At 69.1% G+C, this 24,003-nt stretch carries 22 protein-coding genes; 9 read left to right on the forward strand and 13 right to left on the reverse strand.

The annotated features are described in order from the left end of the window. Nucleotides 1-4: 4 nt before the first annotated feature. The 5 genes from R2K23_RS07540 to R2K23_RS07560 all read right to left on the reverse strand — a co-directional run bounded on the left by R2K23_RS07540 (nt 5) and on the right by R2K23_RS07560 (nt 5,645). Complete coding sequence (locus R2K23_RS07540; RefSeq protein WP_316515701.1) at nt 5-817, reverse strand: SDR family NAD(P)-dependent oxidoreductase; 813 nt, start codon at nt 815-817, stop codon at nt 5-7. Between the two features lie 11 nt (nt 818-828). Then, nucleotides 829-2,106: a hypothetical protein gene (locus R2K23_RS07545; RefSeq protein ID WP_316515703.1), complete on the reverse strand. Its 1,278-nt coding sequence runs from the start codon at nt 2,104-2,106 to the stop codon at nt 829-831. Nucleotides 2,107-2,230: 124 nt separating this feature from the next. Continuing rightward, nucleotides 2,231-3,070 carry a mycofactocin-coupled SDR family oxidoreductase gene (locus R2K23_RS07550; RefSeq protein WP_316515705.1) on the reverse strand — a complete coding sequence of 280 codons (840 nt, stop codon included), beginning with the start codon at nt 3,068-3,070 and terminating at the stop codon, nt 2,231-2,233. A gap of 39 nt (nt 3,071-3,109) precedes the next feature. Continuing rightward, a complete protein-coding gene (locus tag R2K23_RS07555; RefSeq protein ID WP_316515707.1) occupies nt 3,110-4,294 on the reverse strand; it encodes a cytochrome P450 in 1,185 nt (394 codons plus the stop codon). A 28-nt stretch (nt 4,295-4,322) separates the two neighbouring features. Beyond that, nucleotides 4,323-5,645, reverse strand: a complete 1,323-nt coding sequence (locus tag R2K23_RS07560) for a cytochrome P450 (RefSeq protein WP_316515709.1) — start codon at nt 5,643-5,645, stop codon at nt 4,323-4,325. A 136-nt stretch (nt 5,646-5,781) separates the two neighbouring features. On the opposite strand from R2K23_RS07560, the gene R2K23_RS07565 reads away from it, so the two are divergent. After that, on the forward strand, nt 5,782-6,435 hold the full coding sequence (locus R2K23_RS07565; protein ID WP_316515711.1) for a TetR/AcrR family transcriptional regulator: 654 nt from the start codon (nt 5,782-5,784) through the stop codon (nt 6,433-6,435). A gap of 6 nt (nt 6,436-6,441) precedes the next feature. Here R2K23_RS07565 and R2K23_RS07570 read toward each other — a convergent pair whose 3' ends face one another. Then, on the reverse strand, nt 6,442-7,161 hold the full coding sequence (locus R2K23_RS07570) for an enoyl-CoA hydratase/isomerase family protein (RefSeq protein WP_316515713.1): 720 nt from the start codon (nt 7,159-7,161) through the stop codon (nt 6,442-6,444). Nucleotides 7,162-7,332: 171 nt separating this feature from the next. On the opposite strand from R2K23_RS07570, the gene R2K23_RS07575 reads away from it, so the two are divergent. The 4 genes from R2K23_RS07575 to R2K23_RS07590 are packed head-to-tail and all read left to right on the forward strand — an operon-like array spanning nt 7,333 to nt 10,894. Continuing rightward, nucleotides 7,333-8,523 (forward strand): amidohydrolase family protein, encoded by a 1,191-nt coding sequence (locus R2K23_RS07575; protein ID WP_316515715.1) that lies wholly within the window; start codon nt 7,333-7,335, stop codon nt 8,521-8,523. 52 nt (nt 8,524-8,575) lie between these two features. Next, nucleotides 8,576-10,051 (forward strand): FadD3 family acyl-CoA ligase, encoded by a 1,476-nt coding sequence (locus tag R2K23_RS07580; RefSeq protein WP_316515716.1) that lies wholly within the window; start codon nt 8,576-8,578, stop codon nt 10,049-10,051. A gap of 26 nt (nt 10,052-10,077) precedes the next feature. After that, nucleotides 10,078-10,686: a fatty-acid--CoA ligase gene (locus R2K23_RS07585; RefSeq protein ID WP_396893549.1), complete on the forward strand. Its 609-nt coding sequence runs from the start codon at nt 10,078-10,080 to the stop codon at nt 10,684-10,686. A 34-nt stretch (nt 10,687-10,720) separates the two neighbouring features. After that, on the forward strand, nt 10,721-10,894 hold the full coding sequence (locus R2K23_RS07590) for a (2Fe-2S)-binding protein (RefSeq protein ID WP_316515720.1): 174 nt from the start codon (nt 10,721-10,723) through the stop codon (nt 10,892-10,894). Nucleotides 10,895-10,935: 41 nt separating this feature from the next. On the opposite strand, the gene R2K23_RS07595 is transcribed toward R2K23_RS07590, so the two are convergent. The 3 genes from R2K23_RS07595 to R2K23_RS07605 all read right to left on the reverse strand — a co-directional run bounded on the left by R2K23_RS07595 (nt 10,936) and on the right by R2K23_RS07605 (nt 13,333). Beyond that, entirely contained in the window at nt 10,936-11,643 is a 708-nt protein-coding gene (locus R2K23_RS07595) for a hypothetical protein (RefSeq protein ID WP_316515722.1), read from the reverse strand. Beyond that, on the reverse strand, nt 11,640-12,419 hold the full coding sequence (locus tag R2K23_RS07600) for a hypothetical protein (protein WP_316515724.1): 780 nt from the start codon (nt 12,417-12,419) through the stop codon (nt 11,640-11,642). Before R2K23_RS07600 ends, R2K23_RS07595 begins: the two co-directional genes overlap by 4 nt. Before the next feature lie 281 nt (nt 12,420-12,700). Then, nucleotides 12,701-13,333, reverse strand: coding sequence for a TetR/AcrR family transcriptional regulator (locus tag R2K23_RS07605; protein ID WP_316515726.1), 633 nt, complete (start codon nt 13,331-13,333; stop codon nt 12,701-12,703). A 92-nt stretch (nt 13,334-13,425) separates the two neighbouring features. Between R2K23_RS07605 and R2K23_RS07610 the strand changes: the two genes are divergently transcribed. Beyond that, nucleotides 13,426-13,848, forward strand: coding sequence for a DUF1707 domain-containing protein (locus tag R2K23_RS07610; RefSeq protein WP_316515728.1), 423 nt, complete (start codon nt 13,426-13,428; stop codon nt 13,846-13,848). A gap of 4 nt (nt 13,849-13,852) precedes the next feature. On the opposite strand, the gene R2K23_RS07615 is transcribed toward R2K23_RS07610, so the two are convergent. Continuing rightward, on the reverse strand, nt 13,853-15,232 hold the full coding sequence (locus R2K23_RS07615; RefSeq protein ID WP_316515729.1) for an aspartate aminotransferase family protein: 1,380 nt from the start codon (nt 15,230-15,232) through the stop codon (nt 13,853-13,855). Between the two features lie 92 nt (nt 15,233-15,324). Continuing rightward, nucleotides 15,325-16,824 carry a CoA-acylating methylmalonate-semialdehyde dehydrogenase gene (locus tag R2K23_RS07620; RefSeq protein ID WP_316515730.1) on the reverse strand — a complete coding sequence of 500 codons (1,500 nt, stop codon included), beginning with the start codon at nt 16,822-16,824 and terminating at the stop codon, nt 15,325-15,327. Nucleotides 16,825-16,904: 80 nt separating this feature from the next. Between R2K23_RS07620 and R2K23_RS07625 the strand changes: the two genes are divergently transcribed. From R2K23_RS07625 to R2K23_RS07635, 3 genes are read left to right on the forward strand one after another with little or no spacing between them, the layout of a single operon-like run. Further along, entirely contained in the window at nt 16,905-18,542 is a 1,638-nt protein-coding gene (locus R2K23_RS07625) for a PucR family transcriptional regulator (RefSeq protein WP_316515732.1), read from the forward strand. Nucleotides 18,543-18,595: 53 nt separating this feature from the next. Continuing rightward, nucleotides 18,596-19,249, forward strand: a complete 654-nt coding sequence (locus tag R2K23_RS07630; RefSeq protein ID WP_316515733.1) for an ATP-binding cassette domain-containing protein — start codon at nt 18,596-18,598, stop codon at nt 19,247-19,249. Nucleotides 19,250-19,251: 2 nt separating this feature from the next. Continuing rightward, nucleotides 19,252-21,258 (forward strand): YhgE/Pip domain-containing protein, encoded by a 2,007-nt coding sequence (locus tag R2K23_RS07635; protein ID WP_316515735.1) that lies wholly within the window; start codon nt 19,252-19,254, stop codon nt 21,256-21,258. A 35-nt stretch (nt 21,259-21,293) separates the two neighbouring features. Here R2K23_RS07635 and R2K23_RS07640 read toward each other — a convergent pair whose 3' ends face one another. Together R2K23_RS07640 and R2K23_RS07645 are read right to left on the reverse strand one after the other, a co-directional pair. After that, complete coding sequence (locus R2K23_RS07640; RefSeq protein ID WP_316515737.1) at nt 21,294-22,157, reverse strand: PrsW family intramembrane metalloprotease; 864 nt, start codon at nt 22,155-22,157, stop codon at nt 21,294-21,296. A gap of 183 nt (nt 22,158-22,340) precedes the next feature. Then, nucleotides 22,341-23,609 carry an MFS transporter gene (locus R2K23_RS07645; RefSeq protein WP_316515738.1) on the reverse strand — a complete coding sequence of 423 codons (1,269 nt, stop codon included), beginning with the start codon at nt 23,607-23,609 and terminating at the stop codon, nt 22,341-22,343. Nucleotides 23,610-24,003 lie beyond the last annotated feature (394 nt).

Raw genomic sequence — 24,003 nt, forward strand, 5'->3', positions numbered from 1 at the left:
CGAACTAGAACTGCCAGCCGGCGGCGGCCTGCGCATCGAAGGTGGCGTCGATCCGGTCGAACCGGCGCCGGATCGAGGTCCGCGACTCCTGGTGGGGGAGCACGTAGAGCCGGTCGGCCAGCACGGCCTCGGCGGTCAGCCGCGCCACGTCGCCGACCTCGAGCACACCCTCCCCGGTCATGGAGAGGTCGTCGGCCGGATTGTCGTCGCGCTGCAGCGCCCGCGCCGAGGTGGCGAACAGGTTGGTGGAGACCATCATCGGGCACAGCACCGAGACGCCGATGCCGTCGCTCTTGACCTCGCGCGAGAGCACCTCGGCCAGCGCGACGACCCCGTACTTGGCGACGCAGTACGGGCCCAGGCCGATGTTGGGCACCAGGCCGGCGAACGACGCGGTGAACAGCAGATGCCCGCCCTGGCCCTGCTCGACCAGGCGGGGCAGGAACGCCTCGACGCCGTGGATGGGTCCCCACAGGTCGATGTCGATCATGGTCCGCCAATCCTGGTGCGACATCGTCGAAATCGGCCCGCTCAGGGCGATCCCGGCGTTGTTGAACACCACGTGCACCGCGCCGAGCAGGCGAAATGCTTCGTCGGCCAACGCCGTCACCTGATCGCGGTCGCTGACATCGCATTGCACGCCGTGCGCGTCGAAACCGTCGTCGCGCAGCGTGCCCACCGCGCGGTCCAAGGTTTCGGTGTCGATGTCGGCGAGCAGCACACTGGCGCCCCGGCGGGCGAACTCGCCGGCGGTGGCCAGTCCGATTCCGCTGGCGCCGCCGGTGATCACCGCGGCGCGGCCTTCGAAGGTATCCACGCCCTCCGATGCTAGCCAGCCGCGCCGGGCACCTCCGCCGAATCGGAGCTCTGCCACAGATGCAGGAAGTTGGTCAGCATCAGCAGTTGGCTGCGCGCCGCCTCGTTGTCGCTGATGCGGGGGTCGTACCGACCGGGCACGGTGCCCAGGTCGGGTACCAGTGCGCGCAGATAGGCCGGCGCGTCGAGCAGCCAGGTCACCCCCATCGTCAGCGCGTAGGCGATCAGGTGGCGCCGGATCTCACCCGTGTCCAGCCGCGGGCCGCCGGCCGCGGTGAACTCGGCGCTGAAGTGCGAGAGCAGGCCCTCCAGGTGGCACTCCCACATGCTGGTCTCGGCGCTGCACAGCGCACCCCACAGCGCCATCGCGACGTTCATCTTGCTGACACACCCCCAGTCCAGCAGGCCGGCTTGCAGGCCGTCGGGAGTCCGCCAGAACCACGCATTGTCGACGTTGGCGTTCCAATGGCACAGCGCCACATGGTCGCCGACCGCGTTCAGTTCGGCCTGCGCGCGATCCGCGGCGGCCGCGATCCCGGCCACCTCGCGGTCCATGCGGTCGAGGAACTCGCGCTCGCGCAGGCGGTGCGGGAGCAGGTTCGGGTGCGCCGCCGCGAACTCCGCATAGGCCGCGACCCGTTCGCGTAACTCGCTGGGGAAGTAGGGGATGCGTTCACCCACGGTCACCAGGGCCGGGTCGAAGTCGAATCCGTCGGCAAATCCCGCGTCCAGCGTGCCGGCCCGGTGGGCGCCGGCCACCCGTGCCACCGCGGATAGCAGCGCCCGGTAGTGACTCAGGGGGTCGGGCATCCGGTAGTCGAGACACTTGTCGTAATGCGGTTCCACCGCCGCGGTGCCGAACGGAATGCGTTCGGTGATCAGCACTCCCGTTCCCGACGCGCCGTGGTAGTCGGCGAAGACCGCGACCGGGATGCGGATCGGGAACTCGCCGCGCGCCAGCACCGCGAACCGCACCTCGCGGGCCATCTGGGTGCGGCCCCGGTCCCGGCGCGGATTGTCGAAGTCGCGGGAGAACTTGACGAACAGCTCGGTGGGCAGCCCGGGTTCGGGCCGGGCGTAGCGCAGCGTCAACAGCAGCTTGCGTCCGGTGCTGCCGCCGGGGCACTCCTCGAACTGCGTGACGTCGGTGACGTGATTGTCCGGACTCAACGAGCCGAACCGATGAAACGCGCTGTCCAGGAACGACACTGCCTCGGCGCGCAGCGAGTCGGCGTCGGCGGGGATGCGGAGTCCGAAGAAGTCGCCGGGTACCCAGCGGGCCTCGTTCACCGGTGGTCCTTTCCATTCTCCGCGCGAAGGTCTCCCCGCGAAAGCAGTGGGCCGGGGGCCCGCCCCGCGAAAGCAGTGGGCCGGGGGCCCGCCCCGCGCCCCCGGCCCACTGCTGTGAAGGTCGTTACTTCAGGCAGCTGCCGCCGTCGACCGGCAGCGTGACGCCGGTGATGTAGCGCGCCTCGTCGGAGGCCAGGAACAGCACCGCGTTGGCGATGTCCTCGGGCTCCACCCAGCCGATCGGCAGCGTGTGCATGAGCTGGCCGACGACCTTCATGTCCTCGGGGCCCGGGTTCTCCAGGTCCGGACGGAACAGCCGCATGGTGGGCTCGTTCATGAACAGCGGGGTGTTCACGTTCGTCGGGTGCACCGAGTTGACCCGGATGTTCTGGGCGCCCAACTCGACGGCGAAGGTCCGCATCAGGCCGACGACACCGTGCTTGGCGGCGACGTAGTGCCCGGTGTGCGGGTAGGCCTTCAGGCCGCCGACGGAGCTGGTCAGGATCACCGATCCGCCGCGGCCGGCCTCGATGATGTGCGGCAGACCGGCCTTGACGGTCTTCCAGACGCCGCCGAGGTTGATATCGATCATCGCCGTCCAGTCGGTCTCGCTGGTCTTGTCCAGCGTCTGACCGCCGTTGCCGATGCCGGCGTTGGCGACGATGATGTCGAGCCGGCCGAGCTGCTCGACGCCGCTGTCGACCGCGGCCTTGAGGGCGTCGAAGTCCCGCACGTCCACCTCGGCGGTGACGATGCGGCGGCCCAGATTCTTGACCAGGTCGGCGGTCTCGGCGAGGTCCTCCGGGGTGGACTCCGCGATCAGGTCGACCGTGTCGATCTTCTTGCAGATGTCGATGGCGATGATGTCGGCGCCCTCTTCGGCCAGCCGCACCGCGTGCGCGCGGCCCTGGCCGCGGGCCGCACCGGTGATGAATGCGACCTTGCCTTCAACGCGTCCTGTCATGGTTCTCCTTGTCGATGAGCTTTGTCGGGGTGGGTGGAATCAGGGGATGCGGGTGGGCATGGTCTCCCACCCGCGGACCGCGGTGGTGGGGGACATCTTCGCGCCGGCGTAGTCCACCTCCCACTCGGGGAAACGCTTGAGGATCTCCTCGAGCGCGATCTTGCCTTCCAGCCGGGCCAGCGCGTTACCCATGCAGAAGTGGGTGCCGGCGCCGAAAGTGATGTGCGCCTTGGTTTCCCGATGGATGTCGAAGCTGTCGCCGTTGGGCCACCGGCTGTGGTCCCGGTTGGCCGCCGCCAACAGGAAGATCATCACGTTGCCCTCCGGGACAACCTGGTCGTAGAACTCGACGTCGCGGGTGACGTACCGGGCCACCTGCAGGGCCGGCGGCTCCATCCGCAGGACTTCCTCGACCGCTCCGGGGATCAGCGACGGGTCGGCGGCCAGCTGCGCCCGCTGATCCGGGTGCTCGCCGAGCAGCTTGCCCGCCCAGCCGATCAGCCGGGTGGTGGTCTCGGCGCCCGCCGTGGCGATCACCGTCAGGTAGAGCAGCAGCTCCTCGCGACCCAGCTTGCGCAGCGTGCCGGTCTCGTCCTCGAACTCCGCGTTGAGCAGGTCGGTCATGATGTCGTCGGACGGGTTCTTCATCCGGTAGTCAATGAACTCCGCGAACACCTCGCCGGTGGCCAGCGCGTCGACCTTCTCCTTCTGCAGCGTGGCCTCGCCGTGATCGGTGATGTGGCGCTGGTGCTCCTCCGGGATGCCGAGCAGCATGCCGATGACCCGCATCGGCATCTGCTCACCGAGATCCTGGACGAAGTCGAACTTCCCGGTGCCCACGACGGGGTCCAGGCAGCGCGCCGTGAACTCGCGGATCTGCGGCTCCAAGGCGAGCACCTTGCGCGGGGTGAACATCCGCGACAACAGGTTGCGGTGGATGTTGTGGATGGGCGGATCCTCGAAGATCAGTGTGCCGGAGGGGATTTCCATGCCCGACTTGATGATCTCCAGGATGGCCCCGCGCGCCGAGCTGAACGTCTCCCAGTCGATCAGGCCGCGGTTGACGTCGTCGTACCGGCTGAGCGCGTAGAAGTCGTGCGTGGAGTTGTAGTACAGCGGGGCTTCCTCGCGGATCCGCGCGAACATCGGGTACGGATCCTTGTTCAGCTCGAGGTCGTACGGGTCGTAATAGACCTCGGTCTGGCTGGTCTCGGTCGTGGTCACAAAAGTCTTCCTGGTCGGTCCGGCGGGCTTACGAGGTCGCGGCGTCGGGCTGGCGGGGCGTGAACTCGATGTTGATCTCGGTCAGGCCACGCAGGATGAACGTGGGCTCGTAGTTGAACTTGCGATCGCCCGCGGGCCCGTGCTTCTCCTCGTCGAGCCGCAGGTTGTCCATCCGGTCCAGCAGCCGCTCGATGGACACCCGGCCCTCCACGCGGGCCAGCGGACCGCCGGGGCAGGAGTGCGCGCCCCGGCCGAAGGCCAGATGCTCGCGCACGTTGGAGCGCTCGAAGTCGAACTCGTGCGGATCGTCGAACCGGCGCGGATCGCGGTTGATGGCACCGGGATTGACCATCACGATGGTGCCGGCCTTCAGGTCCACGCCACCCAGGGTGGTGTCCTTTTTGACCAATCGGAAGGCCGACTTCACCGGGCTTTCCATGCGCAGCATCTCCTCGACGAAGTTCGGGATCTTGCTGCGGTCGTTGCGCAGCCGCTCGACGACGTCGGGGCGCTCGGCGAGCAGCCGCATCGCGGCGCTGAGCAGCTTGGTGGTGGTCTCCTGGCCGGCGGCGAACAGGAAGGTCGCGCTCTTGACCACGTCGATGATCTCGGGGGTGTCGCCCTCGGGGTACTTGGCGGTGGCCAGCCCGGTGAGGATGTCGTCGCGCGGGTTGGCGCGGCGGTCCTCGAGGTAGGCGCAGAACTTGTCCTCGAGCCACTGCAGCGGGTTGTGCTCCAGCGTCTCGCCGTCCAGGCTGCCGACGGTGTTGCCGGGCCGCGGGGCCAGCATCTGCCGGAAGTCGTCGTGGTCTTCCTCGGGCACGCCGAGCAGGTCGCAGATGACCAGCATGGAGAACGGCTTGGCGTAGCCCTCGAGGAACTCGACCTTCACCGTGCCGGTCTGGTCACCGATGATCTCGTCGAGCTGCTGATCGGCCAGCCGCCACATGAACTCCTCGTTCTCCTTGAGCCGCTTGGGCGTCAGGAGCCGGTTGAGCAGCGAGCGGGCGCGGGAGTGCTGCGGCGGGTCCATGGTGACCATGTGCTCGCTCATGGGCAGCTCGGCCCGGTGCGCCTCGATCTGCTCGCTGATGTCGTTGCCCTCGGGGGTGAACGGCAGCGGCGGGAACGGCCCGCCGACGGCGATGCACGACGAGTACAGCTCGGCGTCCTTGTAGACGATCGAGGCTTCCTCGTGGCCGGTGACCGCGACGACGCCGTAGTTCGAGGTCGGCAGCACGGGACACTGCGACCGCTGATGGTCGTAGTAGGGGTAGGGGTCGGGGACCAACGAGGGGTCCGTGAAGTAATCGATGTTGTCGAACTCAGTCGCGGCACCGGACGTGGACAACGCGAACCTCCTGCAAAGGGCTGACAGATGCTGAGCACTTGCTTAGCATGTGGTCTGGCACACGGTCAAGAAAATGTGTCGGCATTACCATTGCCGTGTCGCACCTGGGTCGCGGGAGCTATGGAGGGAACCGCTGATGGCATCGCCAACCGGCACGTCGCGTCGTTTGGGAGCGCCCGACGCGAAGAACCGGGTTGTGCTCCTCGACGCCGCCGAAGAACTGATGCGCGAGGAGGGCTACGCGGCGGTGACCTCGCGGCGGGTGGCCGACAAGGCGGGCCTGAAACCGCAGCTGGTGCACTATTACTTCCGCACCATGGACGAGCTCTTCCTGGCGCTGTTCGGGCGGCGGGCCGAGCAGATGCAGCACTATCACCAACTGGCCCTGAACTCGCCGCAGCCGCTGTGGGCGCTGTGGGAACTCAACACCGACCCGGCCGGCACCGGCATCAGCATGGAGTTCATCGCGCTGGCCAACCACCGCAAGGCGCTGCGCGCGGAGATCGCCCGCTTCGCCGAGATGTTCCGTCGGGAACAGATCAGGACGTTCACCGCGGCGATGTCGCGGTACGACGTGCCGTTCGAGGAGTTCACCCCGACCGTGCTGATGGTGTTGATGACGGGCGCGACCCAGGTACTGGTCCAGGAGGAGCTGCTGGGCATGACCGTCGGCCACGAGGAGACCCACCAGTTCGCCGAGCGTTGGCTGACCTATCTGGAAGGTGAGCGCAAGCTCGGCGACAACTGGCGTCAGCCGCCGGCGACCGACGGGGACTCCGTCGAGGAGTAACCCGCACTACTTGCCGGATTTGGACATCACCCGGTCGGCGGCCGCCCAGTGCTCGTCGGCGACCCACAGGCGGGCGAAGGCGCCGATGGCCTCCTCCGGGGTCACGCCGGCCAGCACCTTCTTGACCTGCCCGGCCGGGCCGTTGGTCAGCGACCGGGCCACCGAGCGCCAGCCCTCGTCGAAGGCCGCGCGCGGCAGCACCTGATTGATCAGGCCGATGCGCTGCGCCTCGCCCGCGGTCAGGATCGACCCGCTGCCGGCCAGCAGCAGCGCCTGGCTGCGGCCCACCAGTCCGGCCAGCCGCTCCGCGCCGCCCCAGGCCGGCATGATCGCCAGCGACACCTGGTTGAAGCCGATCCGGATGTCGTCGGCGGCAATGCGGATGTCGGCCGCGACCGCCACCTCGGCGCCGCCGCCGAGGGCGTGGCCGTTGAGTGCGGCGATCACCGGGGCCGGGAACGCCGCGATGCGGTCGCAGACCCCGCGCATCCGGCGCGCCATCGCTGCCGCCTGCTCCTCGGTCCGCAGCTTGGCCAGTTCCTTGAGGTCCCCGCCGGAGACGAAGGCCTTGTCGCCGCCACCACGGATCACCAGTGCTTGCGCGCCGGCCGCCGAGTCCAGCGCCGAGTCGAGCTGGTCCATGGTCTCCGGCGCGATCGCATTCCGGGCCTGCGGCCGGTCGATGGTGATCACCGCGAGCCCGTCATCGATTTCAAGGTCGACCATGAAGGCGTTCTCCCATGTTGATATTGGCATTCTCCAAAAGTGAGAATATCATCGCGGGAGGACGTGTCCGCCCGGTTGGCGGCGCAGCCGAATCGTTGCTGCCCAGCCCGAGTGATTGCACCGGCGACGCATTGAGAATATGATTCTCAAGATCTGAAAAGGAGAATTCCAATGGGGCAACTGTCGCACAAGGTCGACATTCCGTTTCCGCTGTTCGATGCGGACAACCATCTCTATGAACCGCCCGAGGCGATGACGAAGTACCTCCCCAAGGAGTACAAGGACGTCGTCCAGTACGTCGAGGTCAACGGCCGCACCAAGATCGCGATCAAGGGCCAGATCAGCAACTACATTCCGAACCCCACCTTCTCGGTGGTAGCCAAGCCCGGCGCCTGGGAGGAGTACTTCAAGTACGGCAACCCGGACGGCAAGAGCAAGCGCGAACTGTTCGGTGAGCCCATGAAGGCCATCCCGGCGTTCTTCGAGCCCGAACCGCGCATCAAGGTGATGGACGAGCTCGGCGTCGACCGCAGCCTGATGTTCCCGACGCTGGCCAGCCTCATCGAGGAGCGGCTGTCCGACGACCCGGTCGCCATCCACGTGCTCATCCACTCGCTGAACCAGTGGCTGGACGAGGTGTGGGGCTTCAACTACAAGAACCGCATCTTCACCACCCCGGTGATCACGCTGCCGATCGTCGAGAAGGCCATCGAAGAACTCGAGTGGGCGGTCAAGCGCGGCGCCCGCGCCATCCTGATCCGTCCCGCACCGGTGCCCGGCTTCCGTGGCCCGCGCTCGTTCGCGCTGCCCGAGTTCGACCCGTTCTGGGAGCGCTGCGTCCACCACGACGTGTTCATCGGCATGCACTCCTCGGACAGCGGCTACTCCCGCTACACCTCGGAGTGGGACGGCGCCCAGCAGGAGATGCTGCCGTTCCAGACCAACGCCATGTCGATCCTCAACGAGTGGCGCCCGATCCAGGACGCGGTGGCCTCCTGGGTCATCCACGGCGCGCTGTTCCGGCACCCGAAGCTCAAGGTCGGCATCGTCGAGGCCGGCTCCAAGTGGATGTTCCCGCTGCTGGACTCCATGGCCGAGGTGTACAAGAAGGCCCCCGAGGCGTTCCTGGGCAACCCGATCGAGGAGATCAAGAACCGGATCTACGTCAGCCCGTTCTACGAGGAGGGCATCGACGACCTGATCAACCTGATCGGTGTCGACCAGGTGCTGTACGGCTCCGACTGGCCGCATCCGGAGGGCCTGGCCGAGCCGACGCACTACGTCACCGCGCTCGAGCACCTCTCGGTCGAGGATCAGGCCAAGATCATGGGTGGCAACCTCGGACGCCTCGTCACGGTGTGACGTACCGATACCTCGAGTGTGCGGATTCGTGCGCAACGCCGGTGCGGCGCGCATGAATCCGCACACTCGCCCTGACGTTCCGTGGCAGACCATCCCCGAGATGGTCCTCAGCGTCGGCGACCGCTTCGGAGATTCCGAGGCGGTCGTCGACGGCCCGCTGCGGCTGAGCTTCACCGACCTGGTCGACCGCGTCCGACGCGCCGCCGGCGCCTTCCACCAGTGGGGCATCGGCAAGGGCGACCGGGTGGCCATCTGGGCGCCCAACTCCGCGGAGTGGATGATCGCGGCGTTCGGCCTACTGACCGCCGGCGGCGTGCTGGTCCCGGTCAACACCCGGTTCAAGGCCGACGAGGCCGCCGACATCATCACCCGCAGCGGGGCGCGCGCCGTGCTGGTCCAGCCCGGCTTTCTCGGCATGGACTTCACCGCTCCGGCCGGTGTCGACGTCATCGACCTCAAGTCCGGGTTCCTCACCGACGCGGCGCCGTTCGAGGCGCCGTCGCCGGACTGGATCTCCGGGGACGACATCGCCGACATCATCTACACGTCCGGCACCACCGGGCGCCCCAAGGGCGTGATGATGAACCACCGCCAGACGCTGCGGCTCTACGCCGAATGGTGCGACCTGGCCGACCTGCGCCCCGGCGACCGCTATCTGATCGTCAACCCGTTCTTCCACACCTTCGGCTACAAGGCCGGCGCCATCGCGGCCATGATCCGCGGTGCCACGGCGCTACCGGTGCCGGTCTTCGACGTCGACACTGTGGTGGATCTCATTGAGCGAGAACGCATCACGATGCTGCCCGGGCCGCCCACGCTCTATCACTCGCTGCTGGCGGTGCCGGACAAGAACAAGCTGGCGACGCTGCGCGCGGGGGTCACCGGGTCGGCCGACATCCCGGTGGAGTTGATCCGCCGCGTGCACGAGGACCTGCCCTTCCAGACGCTGGCGACCGGCTACGGCCTGACCGAATGCGGCACGGCCACGCTGTCGCGGCCCGACGACTCCTTCGAGGACATCGCCACCACTGTCGGCGTGCCGTGCGACGGAATCGAGGTCCGCATCGCCGAGGATGGAGAGGTGTTGGTCCGCGGCTACAGCGTGATGCAGGGCTACCTCGACGATCCGGCGGCCACCGCCGAGGCGATCGACGCCGACGGCTGGCTGCACACCGGTGATCTGGGGGAGTTCACCGACGGCGGCCGGCTGCGGATCATCGGCCGCAAGAAGGACATGTTCATCGTCGGCGGGTTCAACGCGTATCCGGCCGAGATCGAGGGCTTCCTGCTGGAACATCCGGCGATCGCGCAGGCCGCCGTCATCGGCATCCCCGACGAGCGGATGGGTCAGGTGGGCAAGGCCTTTGTGGTCCGCAAGCCGGGGGACACGGCCGCGCTGTCGGAGGCGGAACTGATCTCGTGGAGCAAGCAACGGATGGCCGGCTACAAGGTGCCCCGCGCCGTCGCCTTCGTCGACGCGTTGCCGCTGAACGCCAGCGGCAAGGTCATGAAGGACCAGTTGCGGTGAAGATCGCCGACGTCTATCGGCACTCGATGGTGATCGCGTCGGACTACCGAATTCCGGATCCCTCGCGGGTCTGGCCGCTGCTGGAACGGCGCAAGGACGCGCTGGCCGACATCGGCGCCCACCACGTGCTGATCTACCGGTCGCTCACCGAGCCGGGCCGGGTGCTGGTGATGATCGGGGTGCGCAGCCGGGAACCGGTCGTGGACCTGTTGCGCTCGCGGGTGTTCTTCGACTGGTTCGACGCCGTGGGGGTCGAAGACATCCCCGCGGTGTTCGCCGGCGAGATCATCGACCGCTACGAGCTGATCGAGCCCACCCGCGCCGACCCGCCGGGCGTGTTGGTGTCCGCGATCGTCTCGGTGGACGACGCCGGCTGGCTGCTCACCGAATTACATTCGGCCAAAACGACATTCCGCTCCGCCGGGGTGCGCAAGGTGTGGGTGTTCCAGGCCTTCGACGACTCGCGCGAGGTCATGATCCTGCAGGAACTCGACACCGAGGCCAACGCTCGACGCTGGATCAAGCAACACGACGCGGCCACCGATTGGATGGCGGATACCGGCGTGGGAGTGTATCCGCCGCTGTTCGTCGGTGAGTACGTGGAAATGCTCCGGATCAACGGAGGCGAAGGATGATCGCCGGCGGCGATCCTGGTGGGGACCATCCGTCATGTACGTCTGCCTGTGTCGGGGCGTGACCAGCCGAACCGTCGCTGAAGCCGTCGCGGCGGGGGCGCGGACCGCCAACGCCGTCGCCGAGGCGTGCGGTGCCGGTGCCGAGTGCGCGCGCTGCCGCCGTTCGGTGCGCGCGATCATCGACGCCGCGGACACCGAAGCCCGCTAGCGGCACGCATCGCGGCGCGGCCATGGCTCCGGCGCCGTGGGTCAGACCGGGTCGAACGCCGAGATCAGCCAGTTCCCGTCGACCTTGGTCATGGTGACCAGCACGCTGCTGGCGGCCATCGACGGGTCCGGCCGGTCGGCGCTGGTGGTGGTCTGATTGACGAACAGCAGCACCTTCGCGGTGTCGGGATTCATCTCGGAGACGGCCGCGCGCACCACCTCCGCGGTGGTGGCCACCTTCTTCTCGTCGACGGCCTTGCGCACCACGTCATCGGTGAAAGTCGTGTAATAAGACAGGAAATCACCGGTCATGTGGGATTTCGCGGTGGCCAGATCGCCGTCCAGGTCCTCCGGCGAGTACGTCAGCGCCGCGAGGGTTCCCGTCTTCGCGGCGTCGAGGACCTCGCTCTGAGCCGTGGCGCCGGTGAGTTGCGCGGGCCGATACTTGGTGAAGTACAGCCAGGCCGTCAGGGCCGCCGAGGCCACCAGCAGCACCGCAAGCGCGATCACCAGCAGCCGGGCGCCCTTGGCCTTCGGCACCGTCTTCTCCGCGCCGTTCCCGGTCGGTTCCTCGGCGGAGTCGGCCGCTTCGGTCGCCTCGCTGTCGGCCGGCTCGGTCGCCGCGGCGGCGGTGTCATCCGCTTCGGCTTCCGCCGCGTCGGCGGCCTCCGCCTCGGGCGAGCTGTCCGGCTCGGTGGAGGTGTCGGGATCTTCGGGCTGCTCGGCGGGCGATTTCTCGTCAGCGGTCACGGTACGAACTCAACTTTCGACATTTTGACCTGTCCGTTGTCGCGCGCGACGTCGATGCTGAGCCGCCAGGCGCGCGGATTCTGTTCTGCACCGGCGGTATTGGTGACCTTGGAGGAGGCGGCAACCAGAACCGTCGCGGTGTCCTCGCCGGTCTTCTCGACGGCCGTGGCCCGCACGTCGGCCTCGGTGACCACCTTCGACTCGTTCATCACGGTGAGGAAGTCGTCCTTGCTGGCCTCGAAGTCCGCGCGGAAGTCACCGGTGGTGCTGTCGATCAGGCGCTGCAGATCCGCCTCGCCCTGGTTGAAGTCCAGCGACATCAGGTTGATCACACCCTGCCGGGCCGCGGCGGCGTACTCGGCGTCGGTGGCCTGCCGGGCGGTTTCCTGCCGGCTGGTCCACAGCATGAAACCGCTGGCGGCCAGCAGGCCGCAGATCGCGACGACGGCGGCCGCGACGGCCAGCACGGGCCAGGGCGGAATCCACCGGCGGCGCGACGCGGTGGGTGCGGCGTCGGCCGGGTACTCGACCGGTTCGGCGGCCTCGGGTTCGTCCGTCTCGGCCTCGACGATGGCTGCCTCGGGTTCGGCGGCTGTCTCGGGCTCGGCCGGCACGTCGGGCTCCGCCTCCGCCTGGGCGGCCTGCTCGGCGCGCAGCTTCGCGGCGCGAGCCCGGGCGGCGGCGGCCTCAGCCTCGGCCGCTTCGGCCTCCGCCTCGGCTTGCTCGGCGAGCGACAGCACCGCCTCGCGATCGTCGTTGGTCGAACTCGATGCCATCACTCTCCTGACGTTGACGGCCGCCTGCGTGCCTTGCGGTGTCTTCCCGTGCCGTCCTGGGTGAGAATGACGTTACTCCGCAAATCTGAATGCCCACCCTATCGCACCGGCGGTGCCGGCCCGATAACGATTTCAACCAGCGGAAACGGGGTTTCCGATTTCCGGATATGGCAATCCGGATCAACGCCCGGAACCGGCCGCGGAGCTGCTCGGCGTCCGACCGCGGACCCCACCCGCGACGGGAAAACGCAGGATGACCATGACGGCCGAGGGCGCAAAAGTCAAGGTCTCGCCGGCGGCGCGGCACCGGCCATGGCGTCGGAGAACACCCCGATCAAACCGAGCGGCAACCCGGCGTCGTCGAGCGGCCGTCCCGCCGCGTTGTGCAGCGCGCCGTCGCGCGCGAGCACCACCAGGCCGTGGGCCAGCGCCCAGCTCGCCAGTGCCAGGTCCGGTGTCCCGGACGGTTCGGCCGCGCTGGGTGCCACCTCGGCGGCCGCCGCGCTGAGCACGCCGAGGGCGCGTCGGCGGGCCGCGGTGAGCGTGGCGTCGTCGGGATGCAGTTCGGCGGGACGGAACATCAGGTCGAACAGGGCGGGGTGGCGGAGGCCGAAGCCGACGTAGGCCCGGCCGAGCGCGGCGAGTCGGGCCGCCGGGGTGTCGGCGCGGTCGAGTTCCTCGGCCGCGGACGTCAGCGCGGCGGTCAGGGCGTCGAAGCCCTCGGCGGCGACGGCGGTCAGCAGACCGCCGCGGTCGCCGAAGTGATGTTTGGGTGCGGCGTGCGAGACCCCGGCGCGGCGGGCGACGGCCCGCAGGCTGATGCCGGCCCGGCCGTGCTCGACCAGCTCGTCGTGGGCGGCGGACAGCAGGGCCTCGCGAACCTGGGGTCGCGGCGCGGGCTCCGGCGTGCTCATGGCCGGATTGTCGCCGCAAACTCTTGACAGTGTCAAGCGGCGGTGCCACGCTGGAGGCGCTCAGGTTGACAGTGTCAAGAGAAGGGGGCGTCATGACTCATCCCGTCGCCGCGCGACCCGTCCGGGTGGGCGACCGCGAACGCGAGCGGTGCGCCGAGCGCCTCGGTCAGGCCATGTCGCAGGGGTACCTCACGCTGGGAGAGTACGAACAACGGGCGGCGCAGGCCTTCGCCGCCGACACCGCCGACGAACTGCGGCGGGTGACGGCCGATCTGCCGATGGGCCTGATCGCCGGCAACGACCCGGCGGCGCGCCACCACCGTCGGGCGGCGGCCCGCCGCGGCGTCGGCTGGCACCTCGCCGCCTACGCGACCATGGTGGCCATCTGCCTGAGCGTCTGGCTGGCCGTCGGTCTGACCGCGGGGGCGTGGTACTTCTGGCCCGTCTGGCCGATGCTCGGCGGCGCCATCGGCGTGGTCTCGCACGCGTTGCCGGTGCGACTGTGCGTGCGGTGAGGTCCTAGCTGGTGTGGCCGTCGGCGACGGTCAGCGCGTCGTCGAGGATCCGCAGTCCCTCGGCCACCTCGTCGTCACTGACGTTGCACGGCGGCACGGCGTGGATGCGGTTGTAGTTGGCGAACGGCAGCAGACCGCCGGACTTGCAGGCCGCCAGCGTGGCCGCCATGGCGGGGCTGGAGCCGCCGTAGGGGGCCAGCGGTTCGCGGGTCTCCCGGTTGGTCACCAGCTCGATGGCCCAGAACACGCCCAGTCCGCGGACCTCGCCGACGCTGCGGTGTTTGGCCGCCAGTTCGCGCAGGCCCGGCCCGAGCACCTGCTCGCCGATCCGGGCCGCGTTGGCCACCATGCCCTCGTCCTCCATGGCGTTGATGGTCGCCACGGCGGCGGCGCACGCCAGCGGGTGTCCCGAGTAGGTGAGGCCGCCCGGGTAGGCCCGCTCGGCGAAGGTGGCGGCGATCGCCTCGTTGATCGCCACGCCTCCGAGGGGCACGTAGCCGGAGTTGACGCCCTTGGCGAAGGTGATCAGATCCGGCACCACGTCGAAGTTCTGGATGGCGAACCACTTGCCCGTGCGGCCGAATCCGGCCATCACCTCGTCGGCGATGAAGACGATGCCGTGGCGGTCGCAGATCTCGCGCACCCCGGCCATATATCCCGGCGGCGGGACCATGATGCCGGCGGTGCCGGGCACCGATTCCAGGATGATGGCCGCAATGGTGTCCGGGCCCTCCATGGCGATCAGCCGGTCGAGGTACTCCAGGGCGCGCTGGGATTCCTGCTCCTCGGTCTCGGCATGGAACGACGAGCGATACAGGAACGGCCCGTTGAAGTGCACGACGCCGCTGGTGCCGAAGTCGTTCGGCCAGCGCCGGGTGTCACCGGTGAGGTTGACCGCGGTGTCGGTGCCGCCATGGTACGAGCGGTAGCGCGAAAGCACCTTGTGGCGGCCGGTGTGCAGGCGCGCCATCCGCACCGCGTGCTCGACGGCGTCGGCGCCGGCGTTGGTGAAGAACACCTTGTTCAGGTCCCCGGGGGTGCGCTCGGCGATCAACCGGGCGGCCTCCGAGCGGGCGTCGTTGACGTGGGACGGGGCGATGGTGCACAGCTTGGCGGCCTGCTCGGCGATGGCGGCGACCACCTTGGGGTGCTGGTGGCCGATGTTGGTGTTGACCATCTGCGAGCTGAAGTCCAGCAGCCGGTTGCCCTCGCCGTCCCAGACGTAGGAGCCCTCGGCGGCCAGCACCGTCATCGGCGCGAGCTTGGCCTGGGCCGACCACGAATGGAATACGTGCGCGCGGTCCAGCTCATAGGCCCGCTTGCCCGCCGCGATCGCGGACTCGAGGTCCTGCCCACCGGGCAGCTGGGAGGTGGTCGCAGTCATGAGCGCTCCTAGAAAAGAAGGGATCACCGCGACTGTAGTCGCCGCGCGGTCCACTCGGGATCGCGCGCCGACCGCCGCCGCGGCGCGGGACGTCAGTCGTTCTGGGGGAAGCCGAGATTGATGCCGCCGTGGGTGGGGTCCTGCCAGCGGGTGGTGACGACCTTGCCCCGGGTGAAGAAGTGCACCCCCTCGGTGCCGTGGGCGTGGGTGTCGCCGAACAGTGAGCTGCGCCAGCCGCCGAAGCTGTAGTACGCGGTCGGGACCGGGATCGGGACGTTGATGCCGACCATGCCGACCTCGACCTCGTTCTGGAAGCGCCGGGCCGCGCCGCCGTCGTTGGTGAAGATCGCCGTGCCGTTGCCGAACGGGCCGGAATTGACCAGCTCGAGGGCCTCGTCGTAGGTGTCCACCCGCAGCACCGAGAGCACCGGGCCGAAGATCTCGTCGGTGTAGACGCTCATCTGCGGGGTGACGTGGTCCAGCAGGGTCGGACCGAGCCAGAACCCCTCGTCGGCGCCGTCGGGGGTCACGGTGCGTCCGTCGACGACGACCTTGGCCCCGTCGGCCTCGCCGGCATCGACGTAGGACGACACGCGGTCGCGGTGCGCCCTGGTCACCAGCGGGCCCATGTCGGAGTCCCGGGTGCCGTCGCCGGTCTTGAGGGTGTGTGCGCGCTCGGCGATCTTGGCGACGAGTTCGTCGGCGATGGGTCCGACGGCCACGCAGGCGGAGATCGCCATGCAGCGCTCGCCGGCCGAGCCGAAGCCCGCGTTGATCATCGCGTCGGCGGCCAGATCCAGGTCCGCGTCGGGCAGGATCACCGCGTGGTTCTTCGCGCCGCCGAGGGCCTGGACGCGCTTGCCGTGCGCGGTGCCGGTGGCGTACACGTACTGCGCGATCGGGGTGGAGCCCACGAAGGACACCGCCTTGACGCCGCGATTGGTGAGCAGCTCGTCGACCGCGACCTTGTCGCCCTGCAGGACGTTGAACACTCCGGCGGGAAGGCCGGCCTCGGCCCACAGCTCGGCCATCCACAGCGCGGCCGACGGGTCCTTCTCGGACGGCTTGAGCACCACGGTGTTGCCGGCGGCGATCGCGATGGGGAAGAACCACATGGGCACCATGGCCGGGAAATTGAACGGGGCGATCACACCGACCACGCCGAGCGGCTGGCGGATCGAGGCGACGTCGACGTTGGTCGATGCGTTCTCCGACATGCTGCCCTTGAGCAGGTGCGGTATGCCGCAGGCGAATTCGACCACTTCCTGGCCGCGGCTCACCTCGCCGAGCGCATCCGAGAGCACCTTGCCGTGTTCGGCGGTGATGATCGCGGCGAGTTCGGCCTTGCGGGCGTTGAGCAGCTCGCGGAAGTTGAACAGGATTGCCGTCCGCTTGGCCAGCGAGGTGTCGCGCCACGCCGGGTAGGCCGCCGCGGCGGCGTCGATCACCGCACGGGCATCCTCGGCCGTGGCCAACGCGACCTCGCCGGTCACGACCCCGGTGGCCGGGTTGGTCACCGGGGCGGTGCGTTCGCTGTTGCCGGCGAAGCTCTTGCCGTCCGCCCAATGTCCGATGGTCTGGGTGCTCGTCATGCTGCGAGTCTGGGCCGAAAACACCGGATACCGCCTCGACGTTCCGTAACGGTTCGAGGAGATTGATTTACATTGTGTCAATGCAGCCGACCGTCGCCGAGGTGCTCGCCCTGCCCGTGCTGCAGGCCGGCGCGCCCGAGGTCGTCAGCGACGGACCGCTGGACCGGCCGGTGCGCTGGGTGCACGTCAGCGAGCTCGCCGACCTGTCCAACCTGCTCGAGGGCGACGAGTTGGTGCTCACCACCGGCCTCGCGCTGACCGACGACCGCAGCCGCGATGCCTACCTGCCCGGCTTGGCCGCGGCCGGGGCCGCCGGGGTCGTGATCGAACTGGGCGCGCACCTGCCCGAGCTGCCCGCCTCGGTGCTGCGCTCCGCGGACGGGCTGCCGCTGCCCGTGGTCGTCCTGCACCGGCGGATCAGGTTCGTCGAGGTCACCGAGCAAGTGCATCGGCGCATCGTCACCGAGCAGTATGCGGAGGTCGACCACGCCCGCCGCGTGCACGAGCGGTTCACCGCCCTGAGCCTGCACCGGCCCGCGCTGGAGGAGATCGTCACCGTGGCCGCCGAACTCCTGCAGGCGCCCGTGGTGCTCGAAGACCTCAATCGTCAGGTCATCGCGTTCGCCCGGCACAACCTGCCCACCGCCACCCTGTTGGCCGACTGGGAACGACGGTCCCGACTGGCCGGCCCGTCGACGCCGGGCGCGCCGCGGTGGCTGATGCGTCCCGTCGGCCCCTACCGCCAGGAGTGGGGCCGACTCGTCGCCCCGACGCTCGGCGACGACGGGAGCGCGAGCAGTCAGTCGGTGATGACCTTGGAACGCGCCGCGCAGGCGCTGGCGCTGGGACGCATGATCGAACAGGACCGGGTGTCGCTGGAACTGCGCGCCCACAGCGGGTTGGTCGACGAGCTTCGCCGCGGCCGGGTCCGGGACGAGGCCGAGGCCACCTCCCGCGCGCACGCGCTGGGGTTGCAGCCGGCGCTGACCTACCTGCCGGTGACGGTGCGGCTGGCCGAGCGCGTGGTCCCGGACCCGGTGGCCGTGCAGCAGCGGCGGGCCCGCGCCCTGGACGCGGTGCTGCACGCGGTCCGCGCCGGCGGGCATTCGGCGCTGGCCGCCGGACGTGAGGACGGTCAGATCGATCTGCTCCTTGCACTGCGCGCGGCGGCGGACGCGGACGCGGCCGAACGCGCACTCGAGGAACTGTGTGCGGCGATGCGCCGCGGCGTGGCCCGCCTCGACGGCGTGCGCGGATGCTCGATCGGTGTCGGCCCGGAGTCCCCGCGGCTGGTCGATGCGGCGGGCGGACTGGCAATCGCCGCGCATGTCGCCGAGGTCGCCGCGACGATGCCGGCCTCGGCGCGGTCGTTCCACCGCGCGGCCGACGTCCGACTGCGCGGCCTGGTGGGGCTGATCCGCGCCGACCCCCGGGTGCAGGCCTTCGCCGAGACGGAACTGCGCGCGGTGCTGGCCGACCGCGCCGCCAACGGGCCCGCGATGTTCGACCTGCTGCGCGCATTCGTGGAGGCCGGCGGCAACAAGACCGAACTCGCCAAGCGGCTGCACCTGTCGCGGCCCACCCTGTACTCCCGGCTGGCGGCGTTGCAGCGACTGCTCGGCGTCGACCTCGACGATGCCGAGTCGCGGACCTCGCTGCACGTGGCGATGCTCATCATGCTCAGCGCCGACCGTCGTCATGATGAGATGGCGGGGTGACAGCAGAACCTCAGGACCCACCCGAACCTGCCCTTCGCGCAAGAAGCCTCACGATGTCTGGCCCGTGGGGCCCGGTCTACGGGCCCGTCGACCTCGACGTCGAGGCGGGCGGGGTGACCGTGTTGGTCTGCCCGGCCGGCACCGGCCGGACCGCGCTGCTGATGACCCTGGCCGGTCGGATGACCCCCGATTCGGGGGACCTGACCGTGTTCGGCCGTCGGCGCGCCAAGGACATCTTCGCGATCGCGGCCCTGGCCGGCATCGACGAGATCGACACGGTGGCCGAGTCGGTCACGGTGCGCGATGTCATCACCGAGAAGTTGCGCTGGGATGCGCGCTGGTACCGGTTGATCCGGCGGGCCGACGACGGCGACCTGCGGACGGTGTGCGGTCCGGTGTTCGGTGACCTGCCGCTGCCGCCCCTGGACGAGTATGTCGAGGAACTCACCGAACTCGACCGGTTGCTGCTGCGGATCGCGCTGGCCAACACCGCCCGGCCGCCGCTGCTGGTGGTCGGCAACCTCGACTACGTCACCAGCGACCGAAATCGAGATCTGCTGGTACAGCGGCTCATTGCGCTGGGCGCGCAGCAGACCGTGATCACCGCGACCGTCAACGGAGTCACCGGACACGAGGTGCGTGCGCAACTTCCGGTGGCCAACACCGCCCGGGCCGATGTGGTCCGCCAGCAGAAGGATGGACAGTAGACATGCTCGCCGGAATGTCGCTCGGTACCGACCTCAAGCGGTACTCCCGCGGTACGTTGCCCCGGATCGCGCTGGTCACCGTCATCGTGATGCCGCTGCTGTACGGCGCGATGTATCTGTGGGCGTTCTGGAATCCGTTCGGCGAGGTCGACAAGGTGCCCGTCGCGCTGGTCAACGAGGACGCCGGCGCGGTCAGCGACGGCCAACCCCTGCGCGCCGGTGACCAGGTGGCCCAGGCCCTGATCGACTCCAAACAACTTGACCTCCATCCGGTTTCTGCCGACGACGCCGCCGCCGGCCTGGCCTCTGGCAAGTACTACTTCTCGGTGACCCTGCCGCCGGACTTCAGCGCGGCCGTCGCGTCCCCCTCCGGGGGCGATCCCGAGCAGGCCAAGATCCGGTTCACGTTCAACGACGCGAACAACTATCTGGGGTCGATCATCGGGCAGAACGCCGCGCGCGAGGTGATCAACCAGGTCAACGCCAGCATCGGGGAGCGCACGGTGGGCACGGTGCTCACCGGCCTGACCGATGCGGGCGCCGGTCTGCGTCAGGCCGCCTCCGGCGCCGAGCAACTCAACGCCGGGATGACGACCGCCAATGCCGGTGCGCAGCAGTTGGCCACGGGGGCCGGCACATTGGCGGCCGGATTGGTGACCGCCAAGGACGGCTCGGCGCAACTGGCCGCCGGCACCCGGCAGCTGTCCACGGCGGTGGACGGCGCCATCGATCCCTTGATCGAGGTGCTCGACCGGGTCGGCGATCTGGGGCTCGATCCCGACGAGGTGGGCCGGGCGGCGCAGCACCTGAGTGCGGCGGCGCGTTCCACCACCGACCGCATCGCCGCGCTGCACATCGACACCGCGCAGGCCGCGTCGATCGTGGACCAGGCGGTCGGCTTCCTGCGGTCCAACCCCGACCCGGCGCTGCGTGACCTCGGCGGGTTCCTGGCCGGAGCGCAGCGGCTGCTCGACGCCCGCGGCATCGACCCGGCCACCGACGAGGGGCTGATCCGCCTGCGCGACAGCGCCACCCAGCTGGAGAACGACCTCGGCGACCCCAACAGCAAGCTGCGGGTGTTCCTCGCCAGGGCGCTCGACGGCGGACTGCGCGCCGACGTCGTCAAACTGCGCGACGGCGTCGACCAACTCGACGACGGCGCCCAGCGGTTGGCCGCGGGCCTGGTGCAACTCAGCGACGGCGGCAATCGACTGGCCACCGGGGCGGTCGAACTCGCCGACGGAACCGAACGGTTGGCCGCCGGCAGCCAGGAGTTGTCGAGCAAGCTGCGCGAGGGCTCCACCCAACTGCCGTCGTGGACGCCGCAGGAGCGCACGGACGTGGCGCGCACCCTGGCCGCTCCCGTGGGGCTGGACCTGGTGACCAAGAACCAGGCCGCCACCTTCGGCACCGGGTTCGCGCCGTTCTTCTTGCCGCTGGCGTTGTTCATCGGCGCCCTGATCATCTGGATGTTGTTGACGCCGTTGCAGTCCCGCCCCATCGTGAACGGCCTGGGGGCGCTGCGGGTGGTGCTCGCGTCGTACTGGCCCGCGATCCTGATCGCCGTCTGCCAGGTGGTGGTGATGTATGCCGTGGTGCATTTCGGGGTGGGTCTGAAGGCGGTCTACCCGCTGGCCACGGTGGCGTTCCTGATGCTGGTGGCCGCGTGCTTCCTGGCGCTGATCCAGGCGTTCAACGCGGTGTTCGGGGTGGCGGTCGGCCGCGTGGTGACGTTGGCCTTCCTGATGCTGCAGCTGGTCTCGGCGGGCGGCATCTATCCGGTGGAGACCACGGCCAAACCCTTCCAGATCATCCACCCGTTCGACCCGATGACCTATGCCGTCAACGGATTACGGCAGTTGACGGTCGGCGGCATCGACTCGCGGCTGTGGATCTCGATCGCTGTCCTGGTCGGGGTGCTCGTCGCGTCGTTGGCCGCCAGCGCGTGGGCCGCGCGCCGCAACCGCCAGTACACGGTGGAGCGACTACACCCGCCCATCGAGGTGTGATCTCGGTGCGCTCAGCACACCTGAGCGCACCGAAATCACTGGTTGAGGAGGTCGAGCGCGGCCCGCTGACGTTGGCGCGCGGCCTTCTTGGCCTTGCGGCCGCCGTCGCGGCGGGCCTGCCGACGGAACCGGCGCCGGTCGCGCCAGCTGCCCAGGGAGTCCAGCACGTCGTCTTCGATCGCACTCAGCGGCTCGACACTGCGCCCCGCGCTGATCCGGCGGCGGACCAGATCCCGCTCGTCGCGGATCAGCAACAGCGCCGCGGTGAAGAAGACCACCAGGTTGATGGCGAACTTGGCCAGGACGCTGTCGGGCACCGGCGCATTCCAGATGAAGTGCATGAACACGGCGCTGAAGATCAACGCGGCCGCGACGGCCAGCCGCCGACCGCGAGACCAGTGGTCACCTCCGGCGAACGACGGCAGGAGCAGCAGCACACCGACGGTGAACAATCCCGTGTAGGCCCAGTGCGCGGGAATCGCGGTGATGATGCGGCCGACGAGGTTGACACCGGCGCCGGCCAGGTCGGAATCCAGGCTGTAGATCGCCGAACTGGTTGCGTAGGAGAGGTCCTCGCTGATGTCGAAGCCGAATCCGACGAACATGCCCAGCAGCAACGCGTGCGAGATGCGGTGGTACACCGAGGCGCAGAGCACCAGGATCAGGGTCGCGCACAGACCTTTCGAGGACTCCTCGATGATCGGAGCGGTCAGCGCCGGCGCCCAGGCGGCAAGGGTGTCGGGGTCGAGGACCCGCCCCCAGAGCCGCTCCATGGCGCCGTTGCCGTTCATCGACATCACCACGGACAGGCGGTTGCCCTCGGCGGTCGCGATGTCCACCTGCTCGTCGTCCTCGACGGTGTACCAGGATGATTCCGGCAGGGCGGCATCGGCGAGCATCGGAACGCCCGGAACGGCAAGCAAACCGGCGGCCAAGGCGAACGCGGCCGGCCGCTGGGTCAGTCGGCGATGTCAATCAAGGGGTGTGGGCACCGTCACAGACGGCAGCGTAGCGGCCAAAGCCCTGCGCCCGGCGGGATTTCGGTGCATCTGGGTGCGCTCGCCACGCTGAGCGCACCGACATCACGGGCGGCGATCGTCGAAGAACTCCAACAGGTACTTGCTCTCCTCGATGTCGCCGATGGTGCGACGGGCCTTGCGGCGCGTGATCAGGATGGCGGCGCCGGCCACCAGCCAAATGACGTACTGCACTGCCCAGGCGTAGCGGAACGCGTCGAAGGAGAACCCGCCGGCGGCGTCGATGATCATGCCCATCGCCTGGATCACGAGCAGCGACGCGATGAACCCGCCCATGTTGACCACCCCGGTCGCGGTCCCGAGCGTGCGGCTCGGATTGAAGGTCCGGGCGAAGTCGAACCCCACCATGGAGCCCGGCCCGCCGACGGAGATCGCCACGATCAACACCACCAACAGCCACAGCGGGGCCGGACCGCCCAGGGACAGCACCACGGCCCAGATGCCGGCGTTGCTGGCCATGATTCCGAGAACCAGCCACGAGCGGCGATGCGGATTACGCGCGGTGACGATCCCGATCAGGATGCCCGAGGCGATGGCTGCGGCCACCGACACCGTCAGCAGCGCACCGGCGGTCGCTCGCGACAACCCCTGTGCCTCGGTCAGATACGGGATGCCCCACATCAACGCGAAGGTGGTGATGGAGAACTGGGTGCCCATGTGGGTGAAGAAGCCCAGCCGGGTGCCCGGCCGCAGCCAGACCGTCTTGAGGCTGCCGAATGTCTCGGCCAGGTCCGCGTTGCGCACCACCTGTGCCCGGCCGCGGGGGGTGTCGCGGACCAACAGCAAGGTCAGCACGACGGTCAGGATCCCGAACGCCGCCACCGACAGGTAGGCGGTGCTCCACCCGGCGGCGCCGAGCAGCGCGAGGAACGGCAGGGCCGACAGGACCTGTCCGAGCTGCCCGCAGATGCCGGTCAACTGCGTCACCATGGGGATCTGGCGTTCCGAGAACCAGTAGGGGACCAGGCGCAGCACGGAGATGAAGGTGAACGCGTCGCCGAGGCCGACGACGGCGCGGGCGGCGATCGCGGTGGGTAGCGATTCGCTGAACGCCAGGGTCAGCTGCCCGGCGGCCATCAGCAGGGCGCCGCTGACGATCATCGCCCGCGAGCCGAAGCGGTCCAGCAGCAGTCCGGCGGGAACCTGGGCGGCCGCGTAGACGATGACCTGCAGCACCACGAATGTCGAGAGGATGGCCGGGCTGGCGTGGAACCGTTCGGCGGCATCGAGTCCGGACACCCCGAGGGTGGTGCGGTCGAGCACGGCGACGATGTAGGCCAAGAGCCCAACGGACCACACGATCCAGCGCCGCACTGTTCCTATGCCTTTCCCGGCTTCTCCGTGGCGGTTAACTCTCCACGAGCCCGTCAAAAACCCGTAGTGGCCCCGTTCGATCATGCCAGCCCGGCCGGCACGGGTCGAAGCGAATTTTCGCCCCGTTCGGCGACGTCAGGGTGGTAGCCACGTGGCCCGTGTGGTTGCTGGAGCTATTCTGCTCGACTCCGCGGCGGGTGGTTCAAGGCAGCCGACATCAAGGCCGTCGGTGCCATCGGATCGAATCGCCGCGTGTCCGACCGACGCCCCGGTGGGCAGTGGATGCCGGGCAGGCCGATCGAACTGCCGGAGGCCCGCGACCTCTACCGACACGGTCTGAAGATCGTCGCCGATCATCGGTACGGGAAGGGGCGATACGGCGGACCGGCTCGCC

Origin of the sequence: Mycolicibacterium sp. MU0050 (genome assembly GCF_963378085.1) — a bacterium.
GTDB classification, from domain to species: Bacteria; Actinomycetota; Actinomycetes; order Mycobacteriales; family Mycobacteriaceae; genus Mycobacterium; species Mycobacterium wendilense.